The following is a 19427-nucleotide window of genomic DNA, read 5'->3' as shown; positions in this document are numbered from 1 at the left end:
CTTGATTTCTGGGGGGTCCAGCCGTGTCTTCACGTGTTCCTATTCGCATGCTCACGAGCCTTGCCGCGTTCGCGCTGATCGCGGGCACGCTGAGTGCGACCCCCGCCATTGCGGACGAGCCGACGCCGACGCCGACGGTTGTCGCGACCCCCGAGGCCGAGCCCACTGCCGAGCCGACAGGCGAGCCCACGGCGGAGCCGACCTCGGCCCCGACGCCCGAGGCCACCCGCGAGCCCGCGCCCCAGGCCACAGGAACGAAGAACGTCACTCTCGTCGGTCTGCTGACGCGCCTTACCGAGCACTCGGCGGGCGCCGCGACATCCCGAACCCTGTTCTTCAGCATCGCCGGCCAGGGTGACCTGCTCGTCGACCTGACGAAGATCGACCTCGGCGCCGAGAGCCCCACCGACGCCGCGCTGACCCTCGAGATCCCCGCGAGCCTCGACCTGGGCGAGTCGGACACCTCGGAGTTCGAGGCCCTCGAGACGTTCTTCCTCGCGAACGGGCCCATCCCGGCCGTCGACTACTCCACGGCCTCCGAGCAGAACGTCGCCGGCCGCATCAACCAGACGCCCGCTGCGACCGCAGTGCACAAGGTGTACACCGTACTGGTCACCCCCAAGAACTTCAACACGACGGCCCCCACGGCCGGACAGACTGTAGCCGGGACCCAGGCGCAGGTCGCGCAGGCGAGTGCCTTCTGGTCGGCTCAGTCGGGCGGCGTGGTGTCGTTCCAGTGGGCGGGTACCGTTCCCCACTACAAGAGCGCGTACAACTGCACGGTCGGTGGAACCGCCGAATCGGACGCGATCAATGCCGCAGGGCTCTGGAGCGAGGCGGCCGCGATCGCGAAGACCCAGCTCGGGTACAAGCCCGGCCCGAACGCGCACCTCGCGCTCTTCTTCCCCGAGCGCAGCGAAGCCCCGAGCAATACGACGTATTCGTGTGGCGGCGCAGCCGGACTCGCGCGCTATGGCCAGTCGATCAACACCGGCGGCCCCTCGTGGTCGATGGGAACCTCCTCGGCGTACTCCAAGTCGACCTTCACCCACGAGCTCGGTCACAACCTGACGCTTGGCCACGCCAACTGGGCCGACTGCACCTCCGCTACTCCGCAGCCGGGCTTCCTGGGAAGCGCGGGATGCAGCGTGTACGAGTACGGCGACGTCACCGACGTGATGGGTGGCGGCACGGTAGACGGAACAGGCGGTTCACTCTCAAGCCCGAATGCGATCCGAGCCGGACTGTGGTCGTCGACCGCTTACGCCTATGCGCCACCTGCCAGGGTCTCCACCTACACGCTCAACTCGGTGAGCTCGAACAGCGGGTTGCGCTCGGTGATCGTCGAAGACAACACCGGGTCCAACTACTTCGTCGAGTACCGCAACATGACGGGGGTCGATCAGCAGTACACCGTTTACGGCTGCCCCGTCTCGGCGAGCATGTATGACGCGTGCTCTTCCACGGCAGGCGTCCGGATCCTGCGCGCCGAACAGACCTACCGCGGCGAAATCACGGGAGGCGCCTACGTCAAGGGGCGCGCCGCCGACGGCACCACCCTCATCGGTCGCACGGTCAACGGCGTCAAGAAGGCCTCGTATACGGCTGGCGAGTTCTTCTCGACGGCGGGCATCACCATCACTGTGACCGCCGTCACCTCCACCACCGCAACCGTCACCGTCAAGCGCCCCGCGACGGCTCTTGCCGGTGGCGTGGTCAAGGTCACGCGTTCGGCGTTCACCGACAACTACTTCCGCGTCGGCGATGTCTTCACGGCACTCATCGGTGCCTCATGGGAGGCGGACTCCTACTCGTTCCAGTGGTTGCGCAACGGCAAGGCCATCAAGGGCGCGACGAAGACCTCGTACACCGTGTCGGCCGCCGACAAGGGCAAGGCGATCAAGCTGAAGGTCACCGGCAAGGTCGGCAAGAAGGTCAAGGTCACCACGGACCCGTCATCCGCCTATTCGGGATTCGGTCCGATTCGCGCGGGAGTGCTCGCGCAGGGCACCGTATCGATCAACTCGACCAACCCGACCTTCCTCGCGGCGCCCCTCGGCTGGGACACCCCGTCGACGGTGTTCTCGTACCAGTGGCTCCGTAACGGTGCCGCGATCAAGGGTGCGATCAAGGCGAGCTACACGCCCGCTGCCGCGGACTCGAACACCTCGCTGTCCGTGCGGGTGGTCGGCTCGAAGGCCGGCTTCAACAGCCTCGCGGCGACCTCGGCCGCCAGGAACTACACGACGGTTCTCACCGGTGGCACGGTCGGACTGACCGTCGGAGCACCTGGCATCGCGCGAGTGGGCGTCACCCTCTCGGCGACAAGCACGCAGACCTTCACGACCCAGTCGACCGGTGCACCCGTGGTCGGACCAGTGCTCTCGTACCAGTGGTACCGCAACGGCGTGGCGATCGCTGGGGGCACCAACAGCACCTACACGCTCGTCGCCGCGGACTACAACACCGTCACCACGGTCCGCGTGAGCGGTCGCAAGGCCGGTGACGCGGCCGTCGGCACGCTCTCGGCGCCGACGGTGAAGATTGCGAAGGGCGTTATCGCCGGCAACCTTGCCCTGCCCGTCGTCAGCAAGAACGTCATCCCGGAGCTGACTGCGGCGCTGCCCGCGGGCAGCGTCACCGAGGCGGGCGTGGTGATCGGGTACCAGTGGTATCGCGGCACCGCCAAGATCGCCAAGGCGACCAAGGCGACCTACAAGCCGACGGCCCTCGATGCACGCGCTGCGGTAAAGGTCGTCGTCACGATCACCAAGCTCAACTACACCCCGGTTGTGCTGCAGTCGGTCGCGAAGAACTACGGCATCCAGATCGTCGCTGTGCCCACGATCACGGGCCTGCGCCAGGTCGGCCGACCGCTCACGGTGCTGTCGCCGACGGGCACAGCGCTGTCGTTCACCACCGCCGACGGCGGAGTATCGCCGCTGCTGACCTACGTCTGGTACCGCGACGGAAAGGCCATCCCGGCCTCCAACAGCGCGACCTACGTCACGACGAACGCCGACTTCGGCAAGAAGCTTGTCGCCCGAGTGATCGCGATCAACCCGGGATACCTGACCTGGGATAGCCGGGCGGCAACCACGGCGAAGATCGGCAAGGGTACCTTCACCGGCAGCGCGGCGGCTCCCACCGTCACGGCCAACGGGCTGGTGCTCACCGGAGCGCTCACCGCCGGCAGCGTCAGTGAGACGGGCACCGTGCAGACATACCAGTGGTACCGCGGCTCGGCCAAGATCGCGAAGGCGACAAAGGCCAGCTTTACGTTGACGGCAGCCGACTACGGCAAGACAGTGTTCCTGCGCATCGTTGTGGCCAAGAAGAACTACGTGAGCAAGGCGTACGACTCGGTCGCGCGTAACTACTCGGTGACCCCGAACACCCCGCTTCCGGTCATCGCCGGAAACCTCTCGACGGCCACGACTGTCACCGTCCCGGGGCGCAGCTACTCGGTGAATGGAACCGGAGTCTCGCCGATGGTGGACTACCAGTGGCTGCGCAACGGCAAGCCGATCGTCGGTGCAACGGCAGCGGCCTACGCGCTCACCGCCGAGAAGGGCAACTCGATATCGGTGCGCGTCACCGCCGTGTTCGCCGGTGCGTTGACGTCGGTGTCGACGAGCGCGGCGACGCAGAAGATCGGTGACAACTACCTCGCCGGCGGCACCAGCACCACACCGGTGGGGATCACCCGAAGCGCGGGCGTCTCCCTGCTGACCTCCGCCGATTCGCAGATCACGGAACCCGATGTCGTTCGCGCGTACCAGTGGTACCGCAGTGGTGTCGCGATCCCGAAGGCCACCGCGGCCACCTACACGCCGGTCGCCGCGGACTACGGCAAGGGCATCTGGGTGCGGATCATCTACACCAAGCCCAACTACACGACCGTGGTGCGGTACTCCGCGACCGTCGAGGTGTCGGTGATTGCCTCCGCGAAGCCGGTGATCAGCTCGTCACTGCCGAAGCGCGGTAAGCCCGTGACGGTCTCGACCCCGACATTCAGCGGCCCCGGCGGGGGAGACATCCCCGTCACCGTCAGCTACCAGTGGTACCGCAGCGGCAAGAAGATCGTGGGAGCGACTCTCGCGACCTACAAGCCCGTGAGTGCGGACAAGGGCAAGAAGCTCACGGCTCGTGTGGTCGCGACCAGCCCCGGCCTCGTCGCCGCGGTGCTCACGAGCGCCGCCACCAGGGCGATCAAGTAGCCGAACGGTCATGAGGCCTCGCGACACGAGTCGCGAGGCCTCACCCCGTTAAAGTGGATCCATGGCCCGGCTCCCCGCAGAACACAGTTTCACGGCGGGCCTGCTGATGCTCACGGCCTCCACCGGCATCATCGACGCCGCGAGCTACCTCGCGCTCGACCGGGTGTTCACCGGCAACATGACCGGCAACGTGCTGTTCATCGGCTTCGCGCTGGTTGGCGTCGCGGGAATCCCGTTGCTGAACAACGTCATCGCGCTCCTCGGCTTCGTCGTGGGATCGATCGTCAGCGGCCGGATCATCGGGCGGGGTCACCGGAAGGGGCTGCCCGCGACATCCGCAGCAACTCTCGCCGTCGCCGCGGTGATCATCGTCGCGCTGGGGCTCGCACTCGTCTTCGTCGGTGACCTGCCCGAGTGGGCGCTGCTCGTGGTGACCTTCGTTCTCGCGAGCACCATGGGCGCCCAGGTCTCCGCGGTCAAACCGATCGGTAATAGCGACGTCACCACGATCGTGGTCACCAACACCGTCGCGAACCTCGCTCGCGACAGCCGCCTCGGCGGTGGCAGGGGACAGGCCTGGCTTCCCCGCCTGCTGGCGGTCGTCGCGATGGGACTCGGCGCGGCAATCGGCGCCGGCCTCATCCAGCTCTTCGGCGGAGGTGCGGCCCTGCTCGCGGCGGCCGCTGTCTTCGCGGCGGGCACGGGCATCCTCGTCGCAACGAACCGCCGGTAGAACTGCGCGGTGCCCCCGGTTCGGGGCGTAGCAGACGCTTCGTCGCCTTCGGGACAATGGTGCAACCGCACAACGGCCTTGGGGGTCCCCGACGTGACTGTTCACGCCACGCTTCGACGCGTCGCCCTGCTCGTGAGCGGGGTCCTCGTGATGGGCACCGTGGGCATCCTGCCGGCCCAGGCCGCGCCAACGACGCGCGTGGTCACCCTGTCGGGTGCGATCGCCCAGATCTCCGATCAGGATGACGCCTCCCTCGAACGCGCCTTCCGCGTGACCGGCCGCGGCTACCTCGCGCTCGATTTCGCGGCCGAGCCGGCCGCGCTCGAGCTGTCAGGCCCGATCAGCGTGCAGGTGACGGTTCCGAAGACCCTCGCCCTGGGCGCCACCCCGGAGTCCGAGTTCCAGGCGCTGCAGGACTTCTCGCAGGGCGCGAAACTGCGCGTGGCCGCGTTGGTCTCCTCCGATGGCGTCGGCGCGATGATCAACACGGTGCCCGCGACACCTGGCATCCACTCCGTGTACGCCGTGCTCGTCACGCCGGCCAACGTCTCCGGCACAGCACCCGGCGCGGGACAGACCGTGGCGGGCGTCCAGGCGGCGGTCGACTACGTCGACGGCTTCTGGCTCGGCGAGTCCGGCAATCGCGTCGGCTTCGAGCTCGCCGGCACCGTGCCGCACTACAAGAGCGCCTACAGCTGCGCGTCGATCGCGGGCAGTCTCTCGATGTGGAATGAGGCAGAGGCGAGAGCGCGAACCCAGCTCGACTACCTGCCCGGCGAGAACACCCACCTGTCCCTGATCTTCCCCGACAGCGCGCAGGGCTGCAGCGGCGGTGGGCTCGGTGACGTCGGCACGTCGATCAACTCGGGCGGACGCACCTGGAGCCTCGGCAGCGACACGGCGCAGGGTAGGCGCATCCTCGCCCACGAACTGGGCCACAACCTCTCGTTCGGTCACGCCAACTGGCTGGACTGCTTCGAATCGGAGCCGTACCTCGGCGCCTCGGGCTTCGACGCGGACTGCTCCAACGTCGAGTACGGCGACCAGTTCGACACGATGGGCGGCAGCGTCGGGGGCAAGACGGGCGGATCCGTCTCGAGCCCCAACGCCATTCGCTCGGGCCTCTGGACCTCGGCCGACTACAGCGTCGCCCCGACCGGCAGCACCACCTACACCCTCGAGTCCCTGGGATCGAACGCGGGCAAGCGCGCGGTGGTCGTGGAGGACAGCCTCGGACTCAACTACTTCGTCGAGTTTCGTACCTTCACCGGCGACGACGCCCAGTTCTCGGGTGGAGCGGGCAATTGTGCGTCTGGCGCCGGATGTGTTCCGTCCACGCCGGGTGTGCGCATCCTGACTCTCGAGAAGAAGCTGGTGAACGGCACTACAACCTTCAAGGGCCTGTGGGGTGACGACACCCACCTGCTCGGCCGGACGGTCGGCGGCGCGAAGCTGCGCGACTACAAGCAGGCCGACGTCTTCCGCAGCCAGTCGACCGGCGGGGTGACTGTCACGGTCGACCAGGTCGGCCCGACGACGGCAACGGTCACGGTGAACCGCCCGACGAACGGCCTCACGGCGGACGCGACCAACGGCAACCCCTACGACGTCGACGACCCGAAGGGTGCGTGGATCGCCCGCACCCACGGGGGTTTCGACAACTACTGGCGCGTCGGCGACACCCTGACCGCGCTGCTCGGTGACGCGTGGGTGGCGGAGAGCTACTCCTTCCAGTGGTACCGCTGGCCCTCTGGCGCGAACGGCGCTGTCGCGATCGCGGGCGCGACCGACCAGAGCTATACGCTGCTCCCGGAGGACAAGGGTTCGGTGCGGGTCATCGTCACCGGCGCGGTCGGTGCGAGCTCGAGCAGTGTCACGCTTCCCGACGTCACGTACACCGGCTTCGCCGTGAAGGAGGGCATTCTCGTCCAGGGATCGGTGTCGATCTCCCAGGCGTCATCCACCCTGACCGCGAAGCTCAAGAACTGGACGACAGCCGGCGCGAGCTACAGCTACGAGTGGTACCGCGGCGCGACGGTTATCCCGGGCGCGACCGGGGCGACCTACCAGCGGGTGGCGGCAGACAGCGGCCACGCCCTCAGGGTGCGGGTCACGGCGAGCCGGCCCGGTTTCGCCTCGCTCACCGCCGAGTCCGCTGCGGTGGCGGATGACGCTCCTGCCCCGACCGAGAACCCCGCCATCACGGCGACCCTCTCGCCGATCGCGCTGAGCGCCGCCTTCCCCGCCATCACGTCGACCGGTGCCGTGACCACCCAGCAGTGGCTGCGGGGCGACTCCCCGATCGCGGGAGCGACGAAGACGACCTACGCCCCGGTCGCAGCCGACGTGGGCACGCGCCTGAAGCTCGTTGTCACGACCACGCGCCCGGGGCTCGACGCGCTGGTGCGTTCCTCCGCCCCTGTCTCCTATGCGACGGATGACGTTGCCCTCCCGCTCGTCACCGGAACCCCGCGCCTCGGTTCGACCCTCACCGCTACCGCACCGACCTACACGCTCGAGGGTGAGACCGTCGAAGCTCCCGTCCGCCGGTTCCAGTGGTACCGCAGCGGTGCCGCGATCGCCGGGGCTGCCGCGCAGACCTACACGCTCGCGGCCCTCGACGTGGCGAAGACGATCACCGTGCGGTCGACCGGTCGCGCCCCCGACGGCACGGTGACGGTCTCGGCGCTGTCGGTGAAGACGCCGGTCATCGCCAAACGCCTGATTGCCGGGACACTCGCCGTGCCGCAGGTAACCCAGAAGAAACTCGTGCTCTCGGCGGCTCTTCCCGCGGCCAGCGTCACCGAGAGTGGTGTGCTGCGCTCCTGGCAGTGGCTGCGCAACGGAGTAGTGATCAAGAAGGCCACCAAGCCGACGTTCACTCTCACCGCTGCCGACCGCAACAAGGTCATCTCGGCTCGCGTGACCCTGAGCAAGACCAACTACGCGACGACGGTGCTCGTCTCGGCCGTGACGAACTACACCGTCACCGCTTCGGCGCCGATCGTGCTCAGCGGCACGGCGAAGATCGGCGGGGGAGTGCTCACAGTGAATGAGCCCAGCTACTCGCTCAAGGCCCTCCCTGTCACGCCGACCGTGACCCGCACCTGGTACCGCAATGGCGTGAAGTTCACAAACGCTGGAACCAGCTACACGATCAAGCCGAGCGACTTCGGAAAGTCGATCAGGGTCACGGTGACGGCGACCGCCGCGGGATCTCTCAGCTACTCGGCCTCGACGCCGAAGCGCGTGATCGGCAAGGGCGAGCTGACCGGCACACTGGCCGTGCCGACCATGGGCCGGGTGGCAGGCAGCCTGGTCCTCACGGCGATCCCCGCCCACACGACCAACCAGGCTTCTGCCACGAGCTGGCAGTGGCTGCGCAACGGCGTCGTCATCAAGGGCGCGACGGGCAAGGCCTACAAGCTCACGATGCTCGACCGCAATAAGACGGTCGGACCGCGTGCCGTCGTGACTCGCAAGAATTACGCGACGGTGGTGCTGACCGCCGTTCCTTTCAACTACACACTGCAGGCAGAGACCGTGCCGGTTGTCACGGGGACGGTCCGCGTCGCGTTGCCGGTCACGGTCAGCTCGGTGGATTACTCGAGCCTGGATTGGCCGGTCGCGGCACCCGTGCGCAGCTACCAGTGGCTGCGGGCCGGGGTCGTCATCCCGAAGGCGACCGGCGCGAGCTACACGCCGGTGGCCGCAGACAAGGGCAAGCTGCTCTCCGTGCGCGTGATGGCGACGTTCGCGGGTCTCCTGCCCTCCATCGTTGTTACTCCGGCCGTGCTCGTGGCGCCCGGGGTGCCCGTGGTCCCGTCGACTCCGCTTCCGCAGCTGACCACCAACGCCGTGGTCGGCGCGACGCTTTCGATCGCGCCGCGGGAGTACAGCGAGAACGCGGCCGCCGCCTACCAGTGGCTGCGAAATGGCGTGGCCATCCCGAAGGCGACGGCCTCGAGCTACCTGCTGGTCACGTCAGATCGCGGCACAGCGATCTCGGTGCGGGTCACGGCGTCGGCGGCGGGCTTCCTGCCCTCGGTCAGCACAAGCGCCGCAACCCTGCCAGTCGGGCTGTTCACGTTCGGTGACGAGGCGATCGCTGCGCCGGTGCAGGTGAGCGCGGTCGGCGCGGGCTACGTGGTGGGGGACACCGGGATCGGTGCCCCGGCGGTCAAGGCGTTCCAGTGGTACCGCAACGGGACGGCGATCGCCAAGGCGACGAAGGCGGGCTATACGCCGGTTGCAGCGGACGCGGGCAAGACACTCACCGTGCGCGTGATCCACACCCGGCTGAACTACACAACGGTGGTCAAGTGGGCGAGTACTGATTCGTTCTCCGAATAGCCCCGTTTGCCTTGCAGGTAAGGGTTGACTAACCTACGAGGGCAGCATCCCGACTCCTCTCAGAAACTCAGCCATGTACCGCCGCGCCTCGGCCTCTCTCGCCCTCGGGCCCCTCGCTATCGCAGCGAACGCGAGATGATGACGACTCCGGATGCCCCGGCCCCCCTCGTTCGTCCACGCCCCGCCCGCACGGCTCTCCTCATCTCGGGGCTCACGATCGGCGTCGTCATCACCGCCCTCGTGTCGGTGGGGAGCGGCCAGCTCAGCATCAGCCCGCTCGAGGTGCTGTCGATCCTGCTGGGTTCGGTCGGGATCGACCTCGGCATCGTGACCGAGCACCCGAACGCGGAGGCCGCGCTCTGGACGATTCGCCTGCCGCGCGTGGTCATGTCGCTTGTGATCGGTGCCGCGCTCGCCGTGGCCGGAATGCTCATGCAGGCGATCTTCGGCAATCCGCTCGCCGAGCCGGGCGTCGTCGGCGTCTCGAGCGGTGCAGCTCTGGGCGCGTGCTCGGCGATCGTCTTCGGCCTCAGCTTCTTCGGCGAGTGGACGACAGCGGTGCTCGCCTTCGGGGCTGGGCTCATCACCACGCTCGTCGTCTACGTCTTCTCGCGGTCCCGCGGCAAGACGGAGGTCGTGACACTCATCCTCACCGGAATCGCCGTCAACGCATTCTGTGGTGCCGGCCTCGCCTTCCTGACCTTCATCGGTGACACCGCGGCCCGCGAGCAGATCGTGTTCTGGCAGCTCGGCAGCCTCAACGGCAGCCGCTGGGTGCAGGTCGCCGTGGTCGTGCCGTGCGTGCTGATCGGAGTCGCGGCGTCCTTCGTGCTGGTGCGCCGCCTCGACCTGCTCGCCCTCGGCGAGAAGTCGGCCCGACACCTGGGCGTGAACGTCGAGGCGCTGCGCATCGTCGCGATCGTGCTCGTCGCCCTGTTGGTCGGTGCGGCGGTCGCCTTCGCCGGCATCATCGGATTCGTGGGGCTCGTAGTGCCGCACCTCATGCGCATGATCATCGGCCCGGCCCACCTGCCGCTGCTCGTCACCAGCACTCTCGGTGGAGCCCTGCTGCTGATGCTGGCCGACCTGTTCGCGCGCACCGCCATCACCTACGCAGACCTGCCGATCGGTATGCTCACCTCCCTCGTCGGCGGACCCTTCTTCTTCTGGCTCCTCCGCCGCACCCGCAAACGGTCGGGGGGCTGGGCATGAGCCGCCGGCTGGTTCTGCCCGAGCGCATCGCGCTGGGCGATGTCGCCCTGAGCGCGCGGGGCGTGAGCGTGGCGATCGACGGCACCACGATCCTCGACGGGGTCGACCTCGACGTCATTGCGGGCGAGGTGCTCGCCCTCGTCGGGCCGAACGGTGCCGGCAAGTCGACGCTGCTCGGCGTGATCGCCGGGGACGAGAAGTCGAGCGGACAGATCGAGCTGGCGGGGCATCCCCTCTCGCACTGGACGATCGCTGAACTGGCCCGACACCGCGCGGTGCTGCAGCAGGAGAACCTGCTGTCCTTTCCGTTCACCGTGCTCGAGGTCGTCGAGATGGGCCGCGCCCCGTGGTCGAGAAGCGCGCTCGAAGACGAGGATGACGACGCCGTGCTCGACGCCATGACAGCGACAGCCGTCACCGGCTTCGCCCCGCGGCACTTCCCGACCCTGTCGGGCGGCGAACGCGCGCGGGTATCCCTCGCGCGGGTGCTCGCCCAGCGCACCGGAATCGTCATGCTCGACGAGCCCACCGCGGCCCTCGACCTGCGCCACCAGGAGGACGTGCTGCGCGTCGCCCGGGAGCGCGCCGCCGCCGGGGACGCCGTGGTCGTTGTACTGCACGATCTCAACCTCGCGGCCGCCTACGCGGACCGCATCGCCCTGCTCGAGCGCGGCCGCCTGCGCGCCGTCGGAGCGCCGGCAGTCGTGCTCACCGCCGAGCTCATCAGCGACGTGTACCAGTACCCCGTGAACGTCATCCAGCTGCCGACCGGCGAATCGCTCGTTGTGCCGCTGCGCGCCCGAAAATAAGCGGATAACGCGGGCGCGCGTGCAACACGCCGAGCGCGACACGCCCGGGTTGCAGCATGCCCGAGAATGTGGCAAACTCGTCTAGTTCAACATTTCACCGCCAGCGTGCGCGTGAATCACTTCCAGGCAGTGCATAGCGGGTCTCCAAGGGGCCGGCGCTAGGCCGCGGGAAGCAGAGCCGAAGTTTCAACCCCTCCCGAAAGTAACGCGTCTAGAACTATGCGCGTGCTCGGGCGAGGTGATGACAGCAACGTTTGACACATAAACAGTGGTGCGACAGCAGAAGTGCTCGAGCTAACACCAGCATCCAATAGCAACTGTGCCTTCGAAAGAAGGCGGAGCGGCCATGATGCATTACAGAGAGAGAGTTCGACATGGCGGGACAGAAGATCCGCATTCGACTTAAGTCGTATGACCACGCAGGTCTCGACGCATCGGCACGCAAGATCGTCGACACGGTAACCCGTGCAGGCGCGACTGTCGTCGGCCCGGTGCCGCTGCCGACCGAGAAGAACGTGGTTGTAGTAATCCGTTCGCCTCACAAGTACAAGGACAGCCGCGAGCACTTCGAGAAGCGCACCCACAAGCGTCTGATCGACATCATCGACCCGACGCCCAAGGCCGTCGACTCGCTTATGCGTCTCGACCTGCCGGCCGACGTCAACATCGAGATCAAGCTCTAGGGAGGCGACTGATGGCAAACAACAACACTTCCACCAAGGGTCTCCTGGGCAAGAAGCTCGGCATGACGCAGGTCTGGGACGAGAACAACAAGCTCATCCCCGTCACCGTCGTTGAGATCACCCCCAACGTCGTCACGCAGGTTCGCTCTCCCGAGGTCGACGGCTACAGCGCCGTGCAGATCGCTTACGGCCAGATCGACCCCCGCAAGGCGAACAAGCCGGCAACCGGCCACTTCGACAAGGCAGGCGTTACGCCTCGCCGTCACCTCACCGAGGTCCGCACCGCGGACGCAGCTGACTACAGCCTCGGCCAGGAGATCGCAGTGGACATCTTCGCCGCAGGCCAGCTTGTCGACGTCGTCGGCACGAGCAAGGGCAAGGGATTCGCCGGTGTTATGAAGCGTCACAACTTCAAGGGTGTCTCCTCCTCGCACGGTTCGCACCGCAACCACCGCAAGCCCGGCTCGATCGGTGCCTCCTCGACCCCCAGCCGTGTCTTCAAGGGCATGCGCATGGCCGGCCGTATGGGTGGCGACCGCGTCACTGTCCTGAACCTCAAGGTTCACGCCGTCGACCTCGAGAAGGGTCTCATCCTGGTCAAGGGTGCAGTTCCCGGTGCTCGTGGCCGCATCGTCTTCGTCCGCAACGCAGTGAAGGGAGCGTAATCCTCATGGCTAACGTCTCACTTGACGTAATCGATGCCTCGGGCAAGAAGGTCGACTCCGTCGAACTTCCCGCCGAGATCTTCGACGTCCAGACCAACGTCCCGCTTATCCACCAGGTCGTCGTCGCGCAGCGCGCAGCGGCTCGCCAGGGTACGCACAACACGCTTCGCCGCGGTGAAGTCTCCGGTGCCGGCCGCAAGCCGTTCAAGCAGAAGGGAACCGGTCGCGCTCGCCAGGGCTCGATCCGCGCTCCCCAGATGAAGGGTGGTGGAATCGTCCATGGACCCCACCCCCGCGACTACTCGCAGCGCACCCCCAAGAAGATGATCGCAGCAGCGCTCCGCGGAGCTCTCTCCGACCGCGCCCGCGGCGAGCGTCTCCACGTCGTCTCGCAGCTCGCCGTCGGCGAGGTGCCCTCGACCAAGGCCATCGCAGCTCTCTTCGCATCGATCTCGCCGAGCAAGAACGTGCTCGTCGTCATCGAGCGCGAAGATGAGATCAGCTACAAGAGCGTTCGTAACCTCAGCACCGTTCACGTGCTGCCCTACGACCAGCTCAACGCCTACGACGTGATCGTCAGCGACGACATCGTGTACACGAAGGGTGCGTTCGACGCATTCGTCGCGTTCAACACGAAGTCGACCAGCAACAAGGAAGAGGTCAGCGCATGACCATCGAAACGAACAAGGACCCGCGGGACATCATCCTCTCGCCCGTCGTCTCCGAGAAGAGCTACAGCCTGATCGATGACGGCAAGTACACCTTCGTTGTGGACCCCCGTGCGAACAAGACGGAGATCAAGCTCGCTATCGAGAAGATCTTCAACGTCAAGGTCGACTCGGTCAACACGCTCAACCGCACGGGCAAGACCCGCCGTACCAAGTTCGGACTCGGAAAGCGCAAGGACACCAAGCGTGCCATTGTGACCCTGAAGTCCGGTTCCATCGACATCTTCACGGCTGTCGGCTAGGGACTCAGGAGATAACTCATGGCTATTCGCAAGTACAAGCCCACAACGCCCGGTCGCCGCGGTTCATCCGTCGCCGACTTCGCAGAGATCACCCGGTCAACGCCGGAGAAGTCGCTGCTGCGTCCGCTGCCCAAGACCGGTGGTCGTAACAACGCCGGTCGCATCACGACCCGTCACATCGGTGGTGGCCACAAGCGCCAGTACCGCATCATTGACTTCAAGCGCAATGACAAAGACGGCGTGAACGCCAAGGTCGCCCACATCGAGTACGACCCCAACCGCACGGCGCGCATCGCGCTGCTGCATTACGTTGACGGTACGAAGCGCTACATCATCGCTCCGAACAAGCTCAACCAGGGCGACATCATCGAGTCGGGTCCCGCGGCTGACATCAAGCCGGGTAACAACCTTCCGCTGAAGAACATCCCGGTCGGAACCGTCATCCACGCGATCGAGCTCCGCCCCGGTGGAGGCGCCAAGATGGCCCGCTCCGCCGGTGCATCGGTTCGTCTCGTCGCCAAGGACGGCCCCTACGCGCAGCTTCGCCTGCCGTCGGGTGAAATCCGCAACGTTGACGTGCGTAACCGCGCGACGATCGGCGAGGTCGGCAACGCCGAGCAGTCGAACATCAACTGGGGTAAGGCCGGCCGCATGCGCTGGAAGGGCGTTCGCCCGACCGTCCGTGGTGTTGCCATGAACCCGGTCGACCACCCCCACGGTGGTGGTGAGGGTAAGACGTCCGGTGGACGTCACCCCGTCAGCCCCTGGGGCCAGAAGGAAGGCCGTACGCGTAAGCGCAACCTTCCCAGCGACAAGCTCATTGTTCGCCGACGCAACGTCGGCAAGAAGCGCAAGTAGGAGACGTAGAGATGCCACGCAGTTTGAAGAAGGGCCCCTTCGTCGACGACCACCTGCTTCAGAAGGTTGTCAAGGCGAACGAGGCCAGCAGCAAGAACGTGATCAAGACCTGGTCGCGCCGTTCGATGATCGTTCCGATCATGCTCGGCCACACCATTGCGGTGCACGACGGCCGCAAGCACATCCCGGTCTTCGTTACCGAATCCATGGTGGGCCACAAGCTCGGCGAGTTCTCGCCCACCCGTACCTTCCGCGGCCACGTGAAGGATGACAAGAAGGGTCGCCGCCGCTAGCGCGGGGCGTAAGGAGGAGAGAGAAATGGTTGAATCCATCGCTCGCGTGAAGCACATTCGCGTCACCGCCACCAAAGCTCGTCGCGTCGTCAACCTGATCCGCGGCAAGCAGGCAATCGAGGCACTGGCAATCCTGAAGTTCGCACCCCAGGGTGCGAGCGAGCCCGTCTACAAGCTCGTCGAAGCAGCAATCGCGAACGCTCGCGTCAAGGCTGATGCTTCGAACAGCTTCTTCGACGAGCAGGACCTGTTCGTTTCGCAGGCATTCGTTGACGAAGGTACGACCCTCAAGCGGTTCCAGCCGCGTGCACAGGGTCGCGCCTTCCAGATCCTCAAGCGCACGAGCCACATCACGATCGTCCTGGCTACGCCGGACGAGTTCGCTGGTGCGGCTTCGGCCGGCGCCAAGAAGGCAGGAAAGAAGTAATGGGCCAGAAAGTAAATCCGTACGGCTTCCGCCTCGGTATCACCACCGACCACGTGTCGCGTTGGTTCTCCGACAGCACGAAGGCCGGCCAGCGTTACAGCGACTACGTCGCCGAGGACATCAAGATCCGTAACCTGCTCAAGACCTCGCTTGACCGCGCTGGTGTTGCACGCATCGAGATCGAGCGCACCCGTGACCGTGTCCGCGTGGACATCCACACGGCGCGTCCCGGAATCGTCATCGGACGCCGTGGAGCAGAGGCCGAGCGCATCCGTGCCGACCTCGAGAAGCTCTCGGGCAAGCAGATCCAGCTCAACATCCTCGAGGTCAAGAACCCCGAGGCTGAGGCTCAGCTCGTTGCCCAGGGCATCGCGGAGCAGCTCTCCGCTCGTGTGGCCTTCCGCCGCGCGATGCGTAAGGGCCTGCAGGGCGCACAGCGCACCGCGAGCGTCAAGGGTGTCCGTATCCAGGTCTCCGGTCGACTGGGTGGCGCAGAAATGAGCCGCTCGGAGTTCTACCGCGAAGGTCGTGTGCCGCTGCACACGCTCCGCGCGAACATCGACTACGGCTTCTACGAAGCCAAGACCACCTTCGGCCGCATCGGCGTGAAGGTCTGGATCTACAAGGGTGACATCACCAACAAGGAGCTTGCTCGCGAGCAGGCCAGCCAGAAGTCGACGCGCCCCGAGCGTCGTGACGACCGCCGTGATGGCGGAGACCGTCGCGACAGCCGTGCGCCCCGCGCTGCAGCAGCCCCCAAGGCTGACGCACCGGTCGCAGCAGCAGGAGTTGAGGCATAACAATGTTGATTCCACGTAAGGTCAAGCACCGCAAGCAGCACCACCCCGGTCGCTCCGGTCACGCCACTGGCGGAACCGTTGTGTCGTTCGGTGAGTACGGCATCCAGGCGCTGACCCCCGCATACGTCACGAACCGCCAGATCGAGGCGGCTCGTATCGCAATGACCCGTCACATCAAGCGTGGTGGAAAGGTGTGGATCAACATCTACCCCGACCGCCCGCTGACCAAGAAGCCCGCCGAAACCCGCATGGGTTCCGGTAAGGGTTCACCCGAGTGGTGGGTCGCGAACGTCAAGCCGGGCCGCGTGCTCTTCGAACTGAGCGGTGTCAATGAGACAGTCGCTCGCGAGGCACTCACCCGAGCAATTCACAAGCTGCCCCTCAAGGCACGCATCATCAAGCGCGAGGAGGGCGACGCATAATGGCGATCGGATCCAAGGAGCTCGCCTCAGTCGAGCTCGACACTTTCGAAGACGCACGCCTGGTCGACGAACTCAAGAAGGCCAAGGAAGAGCTGTTCAACCTGCGCTTCCAGTCGGCAACCGGACAGCTCGAGAGCCACGGCCGCCTGCGCGCCGTGAAGCGCGACATTGCCCGTATCTACACGGTTCTCCGTGAGCGCGAGCTGGGCATTCGTGCCACGCCCGTTGCAGTCGAGGCACCGGCCAAGGCCGCAAAGAAGACCACCAAGAAGGATGCAGCAGCTGCTGAGTCCACCGATGACACGAAGGAGGCGTAAGTCTCATGGCAAAGATTGAAGAGAAGGCCGAGACCGCCGAGCTCGCTCGCGGTTACCGCAAGTCGCGTCGTGGCTACGTCACGAGCGACAAGATGGACAAGACAGTCGTCGTCGAGGTTGAGGACCGCGTCAAGCACCCCCTCTATGGCAAGGTCATCCGTCGCACGTCCAAGGTCAAGGCACACGATGAGGCCAACGCGGCCGGCATCGGCGACCTCGTCCTCATCAGCGAGACTCGTCCGCTCAGCGCCACGAAGCGCTGGCGCATCGTCGAGATCCTCGAGAAGGCCAAGTAGTCGCCCCGGCGTCTACTTAGGAATAAGGACACAGAATGCTTCAGCAGGAATCACGAGTCAAGGTTGCCGACAACACCGGCGCCAAGGAACTCCTCACCATCCGCGTTCTCGGTGGCTCAGGCCGTCGTTACGCGGGACTCGGTGACGTCATCGTCGCGACCGTCAAGGACGCGATCCCCGGTGGAAACGTCAAGAAGGGTGATGTCGTCAAGGCGGTCATCGTCCGAGTCATCAAGCAGACGCGCCGTCCCGACGGCTCGTACATCAAGTTCGACGAGAACGCCGCAGTGATCCTGAAGGCTGACGGAGACCCCCGCGGTACCCGCATCTTCGGACCGGTTGGTCGTGAGCTTCGCGACAAGAAGTTCATGAAGATCATCTCGCTGGCACCGGAGGTCATTTAGTCATGGCAAACATCAAGAAGGGTGACCTGGTTCAGGTCATCACCGGCCGCACCCAGGCCCGTGGCGGAAGCCGCGGCAAGCAGGGTCGTGTCATCGAGGTCTTCGCCGAGAAGAACCGCGTGATCGTGGAGGGTGTCAACTTCGTCACCAAGCACTCTCGCGTCGGCCAGACCCAGCGCGGCACCAAGACCGGCGGCATCGAGACCTTCGAAGCCCCCATCCACGTTTCCAACGTTGCACTCGTCGACCCCGACTCGAAGAAGCCGACCCGCGTCGGTTTCCGCGAAGAGGTCGTCGAGAAGGACGGCGTCAAGCGCACCGTCCGCATCCGTTACGCCAAGAAGTCAGGTAAGGACCTGTAATGACCGACACCGCAGTAGCTGGCAAAATCCAGCCGCGCCTCAAGCAGAAGTACCGCGATGAGATTGCTCCGCAGCTCAAGAAGGACTTCGGCTTCACGAACGTGCACCAGGTTCCCGGACTCGTCAAGGTAGTTGTCAACACCGGTGTCGGTGAGGCAGCCCGCGACGGCAAGATCATCGACGGTGCCATCAAGGACCTCGTTGCGATCACCGGCCAGAAGCCGCAGGTCACCCTTGCCCGCAAGTCCATCGCGCAGTTCAAGCTCCGCGAGGGCCAGGCCATCGGCGCACACGTCACCCTCCGCGGCGACCGTGCGTGGGAGTTCCTCGACCGTCTGATCTCGCTGGCGCTTCCGCGTATCCGCGACTTCCGCGGCCTGAGCCCCAAGCAGTTCGACGGCAACGGCAACTACACGTTCGGCCTCACGGAGCAGTCCATGTTCCACGAGATCGACCAGGACAAGATCGACCGCGTGCGTGGCTTCGACATCACTGTCGTCACCACCGCGAAGAACAACGACGAGGGGCGCGCGCTGCTCAAGGCGCTCGGCTTCCCGTTCGTTACGGAAGACAAGTAACAACCCACCAGTAACACCGATCGACCAGGTCGGCCCTCATGTAATGAGTGTCGAAACCGGGCGAGACTAGGAATATCAACTCATGACAATGACAGATCCGGTAGCAGACCTGCTCACCAGACTGCGCAATGCGAACTCGGCGTACCACGACAGCGTGTCACTGCCGAACAGCAAGCTCAAGGCGCACATCGCCGACATCCTCAAGACCGAGGGTTTCATCACGTCGTGGAAGGTCGAAGACGCTCGCGTCGGACAGACCCTCACCATCGACCTCAAGTACGGCCCCAACCGCGAGCGCTCCATCGTGGGCATCAAGCGCGTGTCCAAGCCCGGTCTTCGCGTCTACGCGAAGTCGACCGAGATCCCTCGTGTTCTCGGCGGACTCGGTGTCGCCATCCTGTCCACCTCCTCCGGTCTGCTCACCGACCGCCAGGCTTCCTCGAAGGGCGTAGGTGGGGAAGTCCTCGCCTACGTGTGGTAATCCGTCATGTCACGTATTGGAAGACTTCCGATCGACGTCCCCGCGGGCGTCGACATCAAGATCGACGGCTCAGCCGTCACCGTCAAGGGCCCGAAGGGTGAGCTTTCGCTCACCGTCGCCAGCCCCATCGAGGTCAAGCTGGAAGACGGACAGGTGCTCGTCACCCGTCCCGACGACGAGCGCGCATCGCGTTCGCTCCACGGCCTGACCCGCACCCTGATCTCGAACCAGATCGTCGGCGTGACCGAGGGTTACTCCAAGGGTCTCGAGGTCGTCGGCACCGGTTACCGTGTCGCCGCCAAGGGTGAGTCCCTCGAGTTCGCACTCGGCTTCTCGCACTCGATCACCGTCGACCCGCCCGCAGGCATCAGCTTCGCGGTCGAGGGAAACACCAAGGTCACGGTTCTCGGCATCGACAAGCAGGCCGTCGGCGAAGTCGCGGCCAACATTCGTAAGTTGCGCAAGCCAGAGCCCTACAAGGGCAAGGGCGTGCGTTACGCAGGCGAGGTAGTCCGCCGCAAGGCCGGAAAGTCAGGTAAGTAAT

Annotated in this window: 21 protein-coding genes; all 21 read left to right on the top strand. The window is 65.7% G+C overall.

Annotated elements, in window-relative coordinates; translation table 11 throughout:
* The first annotated feature begins 23 nt into the window (after positions 1-23).
* The gene (locus EYE40_RS10790) at positions 24-4220 is read left to right on the top strand and encodes a zinc-dependent metalloprotease family protein (protein ID WP_130981945.1); all 4197 of its coding nucleotides are present in this window, start codon (positions 24-26) and stop codon (positions 4218-4220) included.
* 61 nt (positions 4221-4281) lie between these two features.
* Entirely contained in the window at positions 4282-4953 is a 672-nt protein-coding gene (locus tag EYE40_RS10785) for a YoaK family protein (RefSeq protein WP_130981944.1), read from the top strand.
* A 93-nt stretch (positions 4954-5046) separates the two neighbouring features.
* Positions 5047-9306, top strand: coding sequence for a hypothetical protein (locus EYE40_RS10780; protein ID WP_130981943.1), 4260 nt, complete (start codon positions 5047-5049; stop codon positions 9304-9306).
* A gap of 135 nt (positions 9307-9441) precedes the next feature.
* A complete protein-coding gene (locus EYE40_RS10775; RefSeq protein ID WP_420810042.1) occupies positions 9442-10518 on the top strand; it encodes a FecCD family ABC transporter permease in 1077 nt (358 codons plus the stop codon).
* Positions 10515-11327 (top strand): heme ABC transporter ATP-binding protein, encoded by an 813-nt coding sequence (locus EYE40_RS10770; protein WP_130981942.1) that lies wholly within the window; start codon positions 10515-10517, stop codon positions 11325-11327. Before EYE40_RS10775 ends, EYE40_RS10770 begins: the two co-directional genes overlap by 4 nt.
* 374 nt (positions 11328-11701) lie before the next feature.
* Complete coding sequence (gene rpsJ / locus EYE40_RS10765; RefSeq protein ID WP_120761912.1) at positions 11702-12010, top strand: 30S ribosomal protein S10; 309 nt, start codon at positions 11702-11704, stop codon at positions 12008-12010.
* An 11-nt stretch (positions 12011-12021) separates the two neighbouring features.
* The gene (gene rplC / locus EYE40_RS10760; protein WP_130981941.1) at positions 12022-12675 is read left to right on the top strand and encodes a 50S ribosomal protein L3; all 654 of its coding nucleotides are present in this window, start codon (positions 12022-12024) and stop codon (positions 12673-12675) included.
* A 5-nt stretch (positions 12676-12680) separates the two neighbouring features.
* Positions 12681-13346: a 50S ribosomal protein L4 gene (gene rplD, locus EYE40_RS10755; RefSeq protein ID WP_193554505.1), complete on the top strand. Its 666-nt coding sequence runs from the start codon at positions 12681-12683 to the stop codon at positions 13344-13346.
* Entirely contained in the window at positions 13343-13645 is a 303-nt protein-coding gene (gene rplW / locus EYE40_RS10750) for a 50S ribosomal protein L23 (RefSeq protein ID WP_130981939.1), read from the top strand. The genes rplD and rplW overlap by 4 nt, the downstream gene beginning before the upstream one ends.
* 18 nt (positions 13646-13663) lie before the next feature.
* Positions 13664-14503: a 50S ribosomal protein L2 gene (gene rplB / locus EYE40_RS10745; RefSeq protein WP_130981938.1), complete on the top strand. Its 840-nt coding sequence runs from the start codon at positions 13664-13666 to the stop codon at positions 14501-14503.
* 11 nt (positions 14504-14514) lie between these two features.
* Positions 14515-14796, top strand: coding sequence for a 30S ribosomal protein S19 (gene rpsS, locus EYE40_RS10740; RefSeq protein ID WP_130981937.1), 282 nt, complete (start codon positions 14515-14517; stop codon positions 14794-14796).
* Positions 14797-14821: 25 nt separating this feature from the next.
* Positions 14822-15223, top strand: coding sequence for a 50S ribosomal protein L22 (gene rplV / locus EYE40_RS10735; protein WP_130981936.1), 402 nt, complete (start codon positions 14822-14824; stop codon positions 15221-15223).
* Entirely contained in the window at positions 15223-16023 is an 801-nt protein-coding gene (gene rpsC, locus EYE40_RS10730) for a 30S ribosomal protein S3 (RefSeq protein WP_130981935.1), read from the top strand. Before rplV ends, rpsC begins: the two co-directional genes overlap by 1 nt.
* Before the next feature lie 2 nt (positions 16024-16025).
* On the top strand, positions 16026-16445 hold the full coding sequence (gene rplP, locus EYE40_RS10725; RefSeq protein WP_130981934.1) for a 50S ribosomal protein L16: 420 nt from the start codon (positions 16026-16028) through the stop codon (positions 16443-16445).
* Positions 16445-16762 (top strand): 50S ribosomal protein L29, encoded by a 318-nt coding sequence (rpmC, locus tag EYE40_RS15735; RefSeq protein ID WP_130981933.1) that lies wholly within the window; start codon positions 16445-16447, stop codon positions 16760-16762. Before rplP ends, rpmC begins: the two co-directional genes overlap by 1 nt.
* Positions 16763-16767: 5 nt before the next feature.
* Positions 16768-17058 (top strand): 30S ribosomal protein S17, encoded by a 291-nt coding sequence (rpsQ, locus tag EYE40_RS10715; protein ID WP_130981932.1) that lies wholly within the window; start codon positions 16768-16770, stop codon positions 17056-17058.
* Between the two features lie 35 nt (positions 17059-17093).
* On the top strand, positions 17094-17462 hold the full coding sequence (gene rplN, locus EYE40_RS10710) for a 50S ribosomal protein L14 (RefSeq protein WP_130981931.1): 369 nt from the start codon (positions 17094-17096) through the stop codon (positions 17460-17462).
* 2 nt (positions 17463-17464) lie between these two features.
* Entirely contained in the window at positions 17465-17824 is a 360-nt protein-coding gene (gene rplX / locus EYE40_RS10705) for a 50S ribosomal protein L24 (protein WP_130981930.1), read from the top strand.
* Positions 17824-18402, top strand: a complete 579-nt coding sequence (gene rplE, locus EYE40_RS10700) for a 50S ribosomal protein L5 (RefSeq protein WP_130981929.1) — start codon at positions 17824-17826, stop codon at positions 18400-18402. The genes rplX and rplE overlap by 1 nt, the downstream gene beginning before the upstream one ends.
* Before the next feature lie 82 nt (positions 18403-18484).
* Positions 18485-18883 carry a 30S ribosomal protein S8 gene (gene rpsH, locus EYE40_RS10695; protein WP_130981928.1) on the top strand — a complete coding sequence of 133 codons (399 nt, stop codon included), beginning with the start codon at positions 18485-18487 and terminating at the stop codon, positions 18881-18883.
* A 6-nt stretch (positions 18884-18889) separates the two neighbouring features.
* Positions 18890-19426 carry a 50S ribosomal protein L6 gene (gene rplF, locus EYE40_RS10690; protein ID WP_130981927.1) on the top strand — a complete coding sequence of 179 codons (537 nt, stop codon included), beginning with the start codon at positions 18890-18892 and terminating at the stop codon, positions 19424-19426.
* Position 19427: the final 1 nt, after the last annotated feature.

This window comes from Glaciihabitans arcticus, from assembly GCF_004310685.1.
In the GTDB taxonomy this organism is placed as follows: domain Bacteria; phylum Actinomycetota; class Actinomycetes; order Actinomycetales; family Microbacteriaceae; genus Conyzicola; species Conyzicola arctica.
This window is presented reverse-complemented; position numbering and strand designations above follow the sequence as displayed.

Excerpts from the sequence above, each read along its gene's own strand:
- EYE40_RS10785 (WP_130981944.1), top strand. The coding sequence starts at position 4,282 with ATGGCCCGGCTCCCCGCAGAACACAGTTTCACGGCGGGCCTGCTGATG.
- EYE40_RS10775 (WP_420810042.1), top strand. The coding sequence starts at position 9,442 with ATGATGACGACTCCGGATGCCCCGGCCCCCCTCGTTCGTCCACGCCCC.
- EYE40_RS10770 (WP_130981942.1), top strand. The coding sequence starts at position 10,515 with ATGAGCCGCCGGCTGGTTCTGCCCGAGCGCATCGCGCTGGGCGATGTC.
- rpsJ (WP_120761912.1), top strand. The coding sequence starts at position 11,702 with ATGGCGGGACAGAAGATCCGCATTCGACTTAAGTCGTATGACCACGCA.
- rplC (WP_130981941.1), top strand. The coding sequence starts at position 12,022 with ATGGCAAACAACAACACTTCCACCAAGGGTCTCCTGGGCAAGAAGCTC.
- rplD (WP_193554505.1), top strand. The coding sequence starts at position 12,681 with ATGGCTAACGTCTCACTTGACGTAATCGATGCCTCGGGCAAGAAGGTC.
- rplW (WP_130981939.1), top strand. The coding sequence starts at position 13,343 with ATGACCATCGAAACGAACAAGGACCCGCGGGACATCATCCTCTCGCCC.
- rplB (WP_130981938.1), top strand. The coding sequence starts at position 13,664 with ATGGCTATTCGCAAGTACAAGCCCACAACGCCCGGTCGCCGCGGTTCA.
- rpsS (WP_130981937.1), top strand. The coding sequence starts at position 14,515 with ATGCCACGCAGTTTGAAGAAGGGCCCCTTCGTCGACGACCACCTGCTT.
- rplV (WP_130981936.1), top strand. The coding sequence starts at position 14,822 with ATGGTTGAATCCATCGCTCGCGTGAAGCACATTCGCGTCACCGCCACC.
- rpsC (WP_130981935.1), top strand. The coding sequence starts at position 15,223 with ATGGGCCAGAAAGTAAATCCGTACGGCTTCCGCCTCGGTATCACCACC.
- rplP (WP_130981934.1), top strand. The coding sequence starts at position 16,026 with ATGTTGATTCCACGTAAGGTCAAGCACCGCAAGCAGCACCACCCCGGT.
- rpmC (WP_130981933.1), top strand. The coding sequence starts at position 16,445 with ATGGCGATCGGATCCAAGGAGCTCGCCTCAGTCGAGCTCGACACTTTC.
- rpsQ (WP_130981932.1), top strand. The coding sequence starts at position 16,768 with ATGGCAAAGATTGAAGAGAAGGCCGAGACCGCCGAGCTCGCTCGCGGT.
- rplN (WP_130981931.1), top strand. The coding sequence starts at position 17,094 with ATGCTTCAGCAGGAATCACGAGTCAAGGTTGCCGACAACACCGGCGCC.
- rplX (WP_130981930.1), top strand. The coding sequence starts at position 17,465 with ATGGCAAACATCAAGAAGGGTGACCTGGTTCAGGTCATCACCGGCCGC.
- rplE (WP_130981929.1), top strand. The coding sequence starts at position 17,824 with ATGACCGACACCGCAGTAGCTGGCAAAATCCAGCCGCGCCTCAAGCAG.
- rpsH (WP_130981928.1), top strand. The coding sequence starts at position 18,485 with ATGACAATGACAGATCCGGTAGCAGACCTGCTCACCAGACTGCGCAAT.
- rplF (WP_130981927.1), top strand. The coding sequence starts at position 18,890 with ATGTCACGTATTGGAAGACTTCCGATCGACGTCCCCGCGGGCGTCGAC.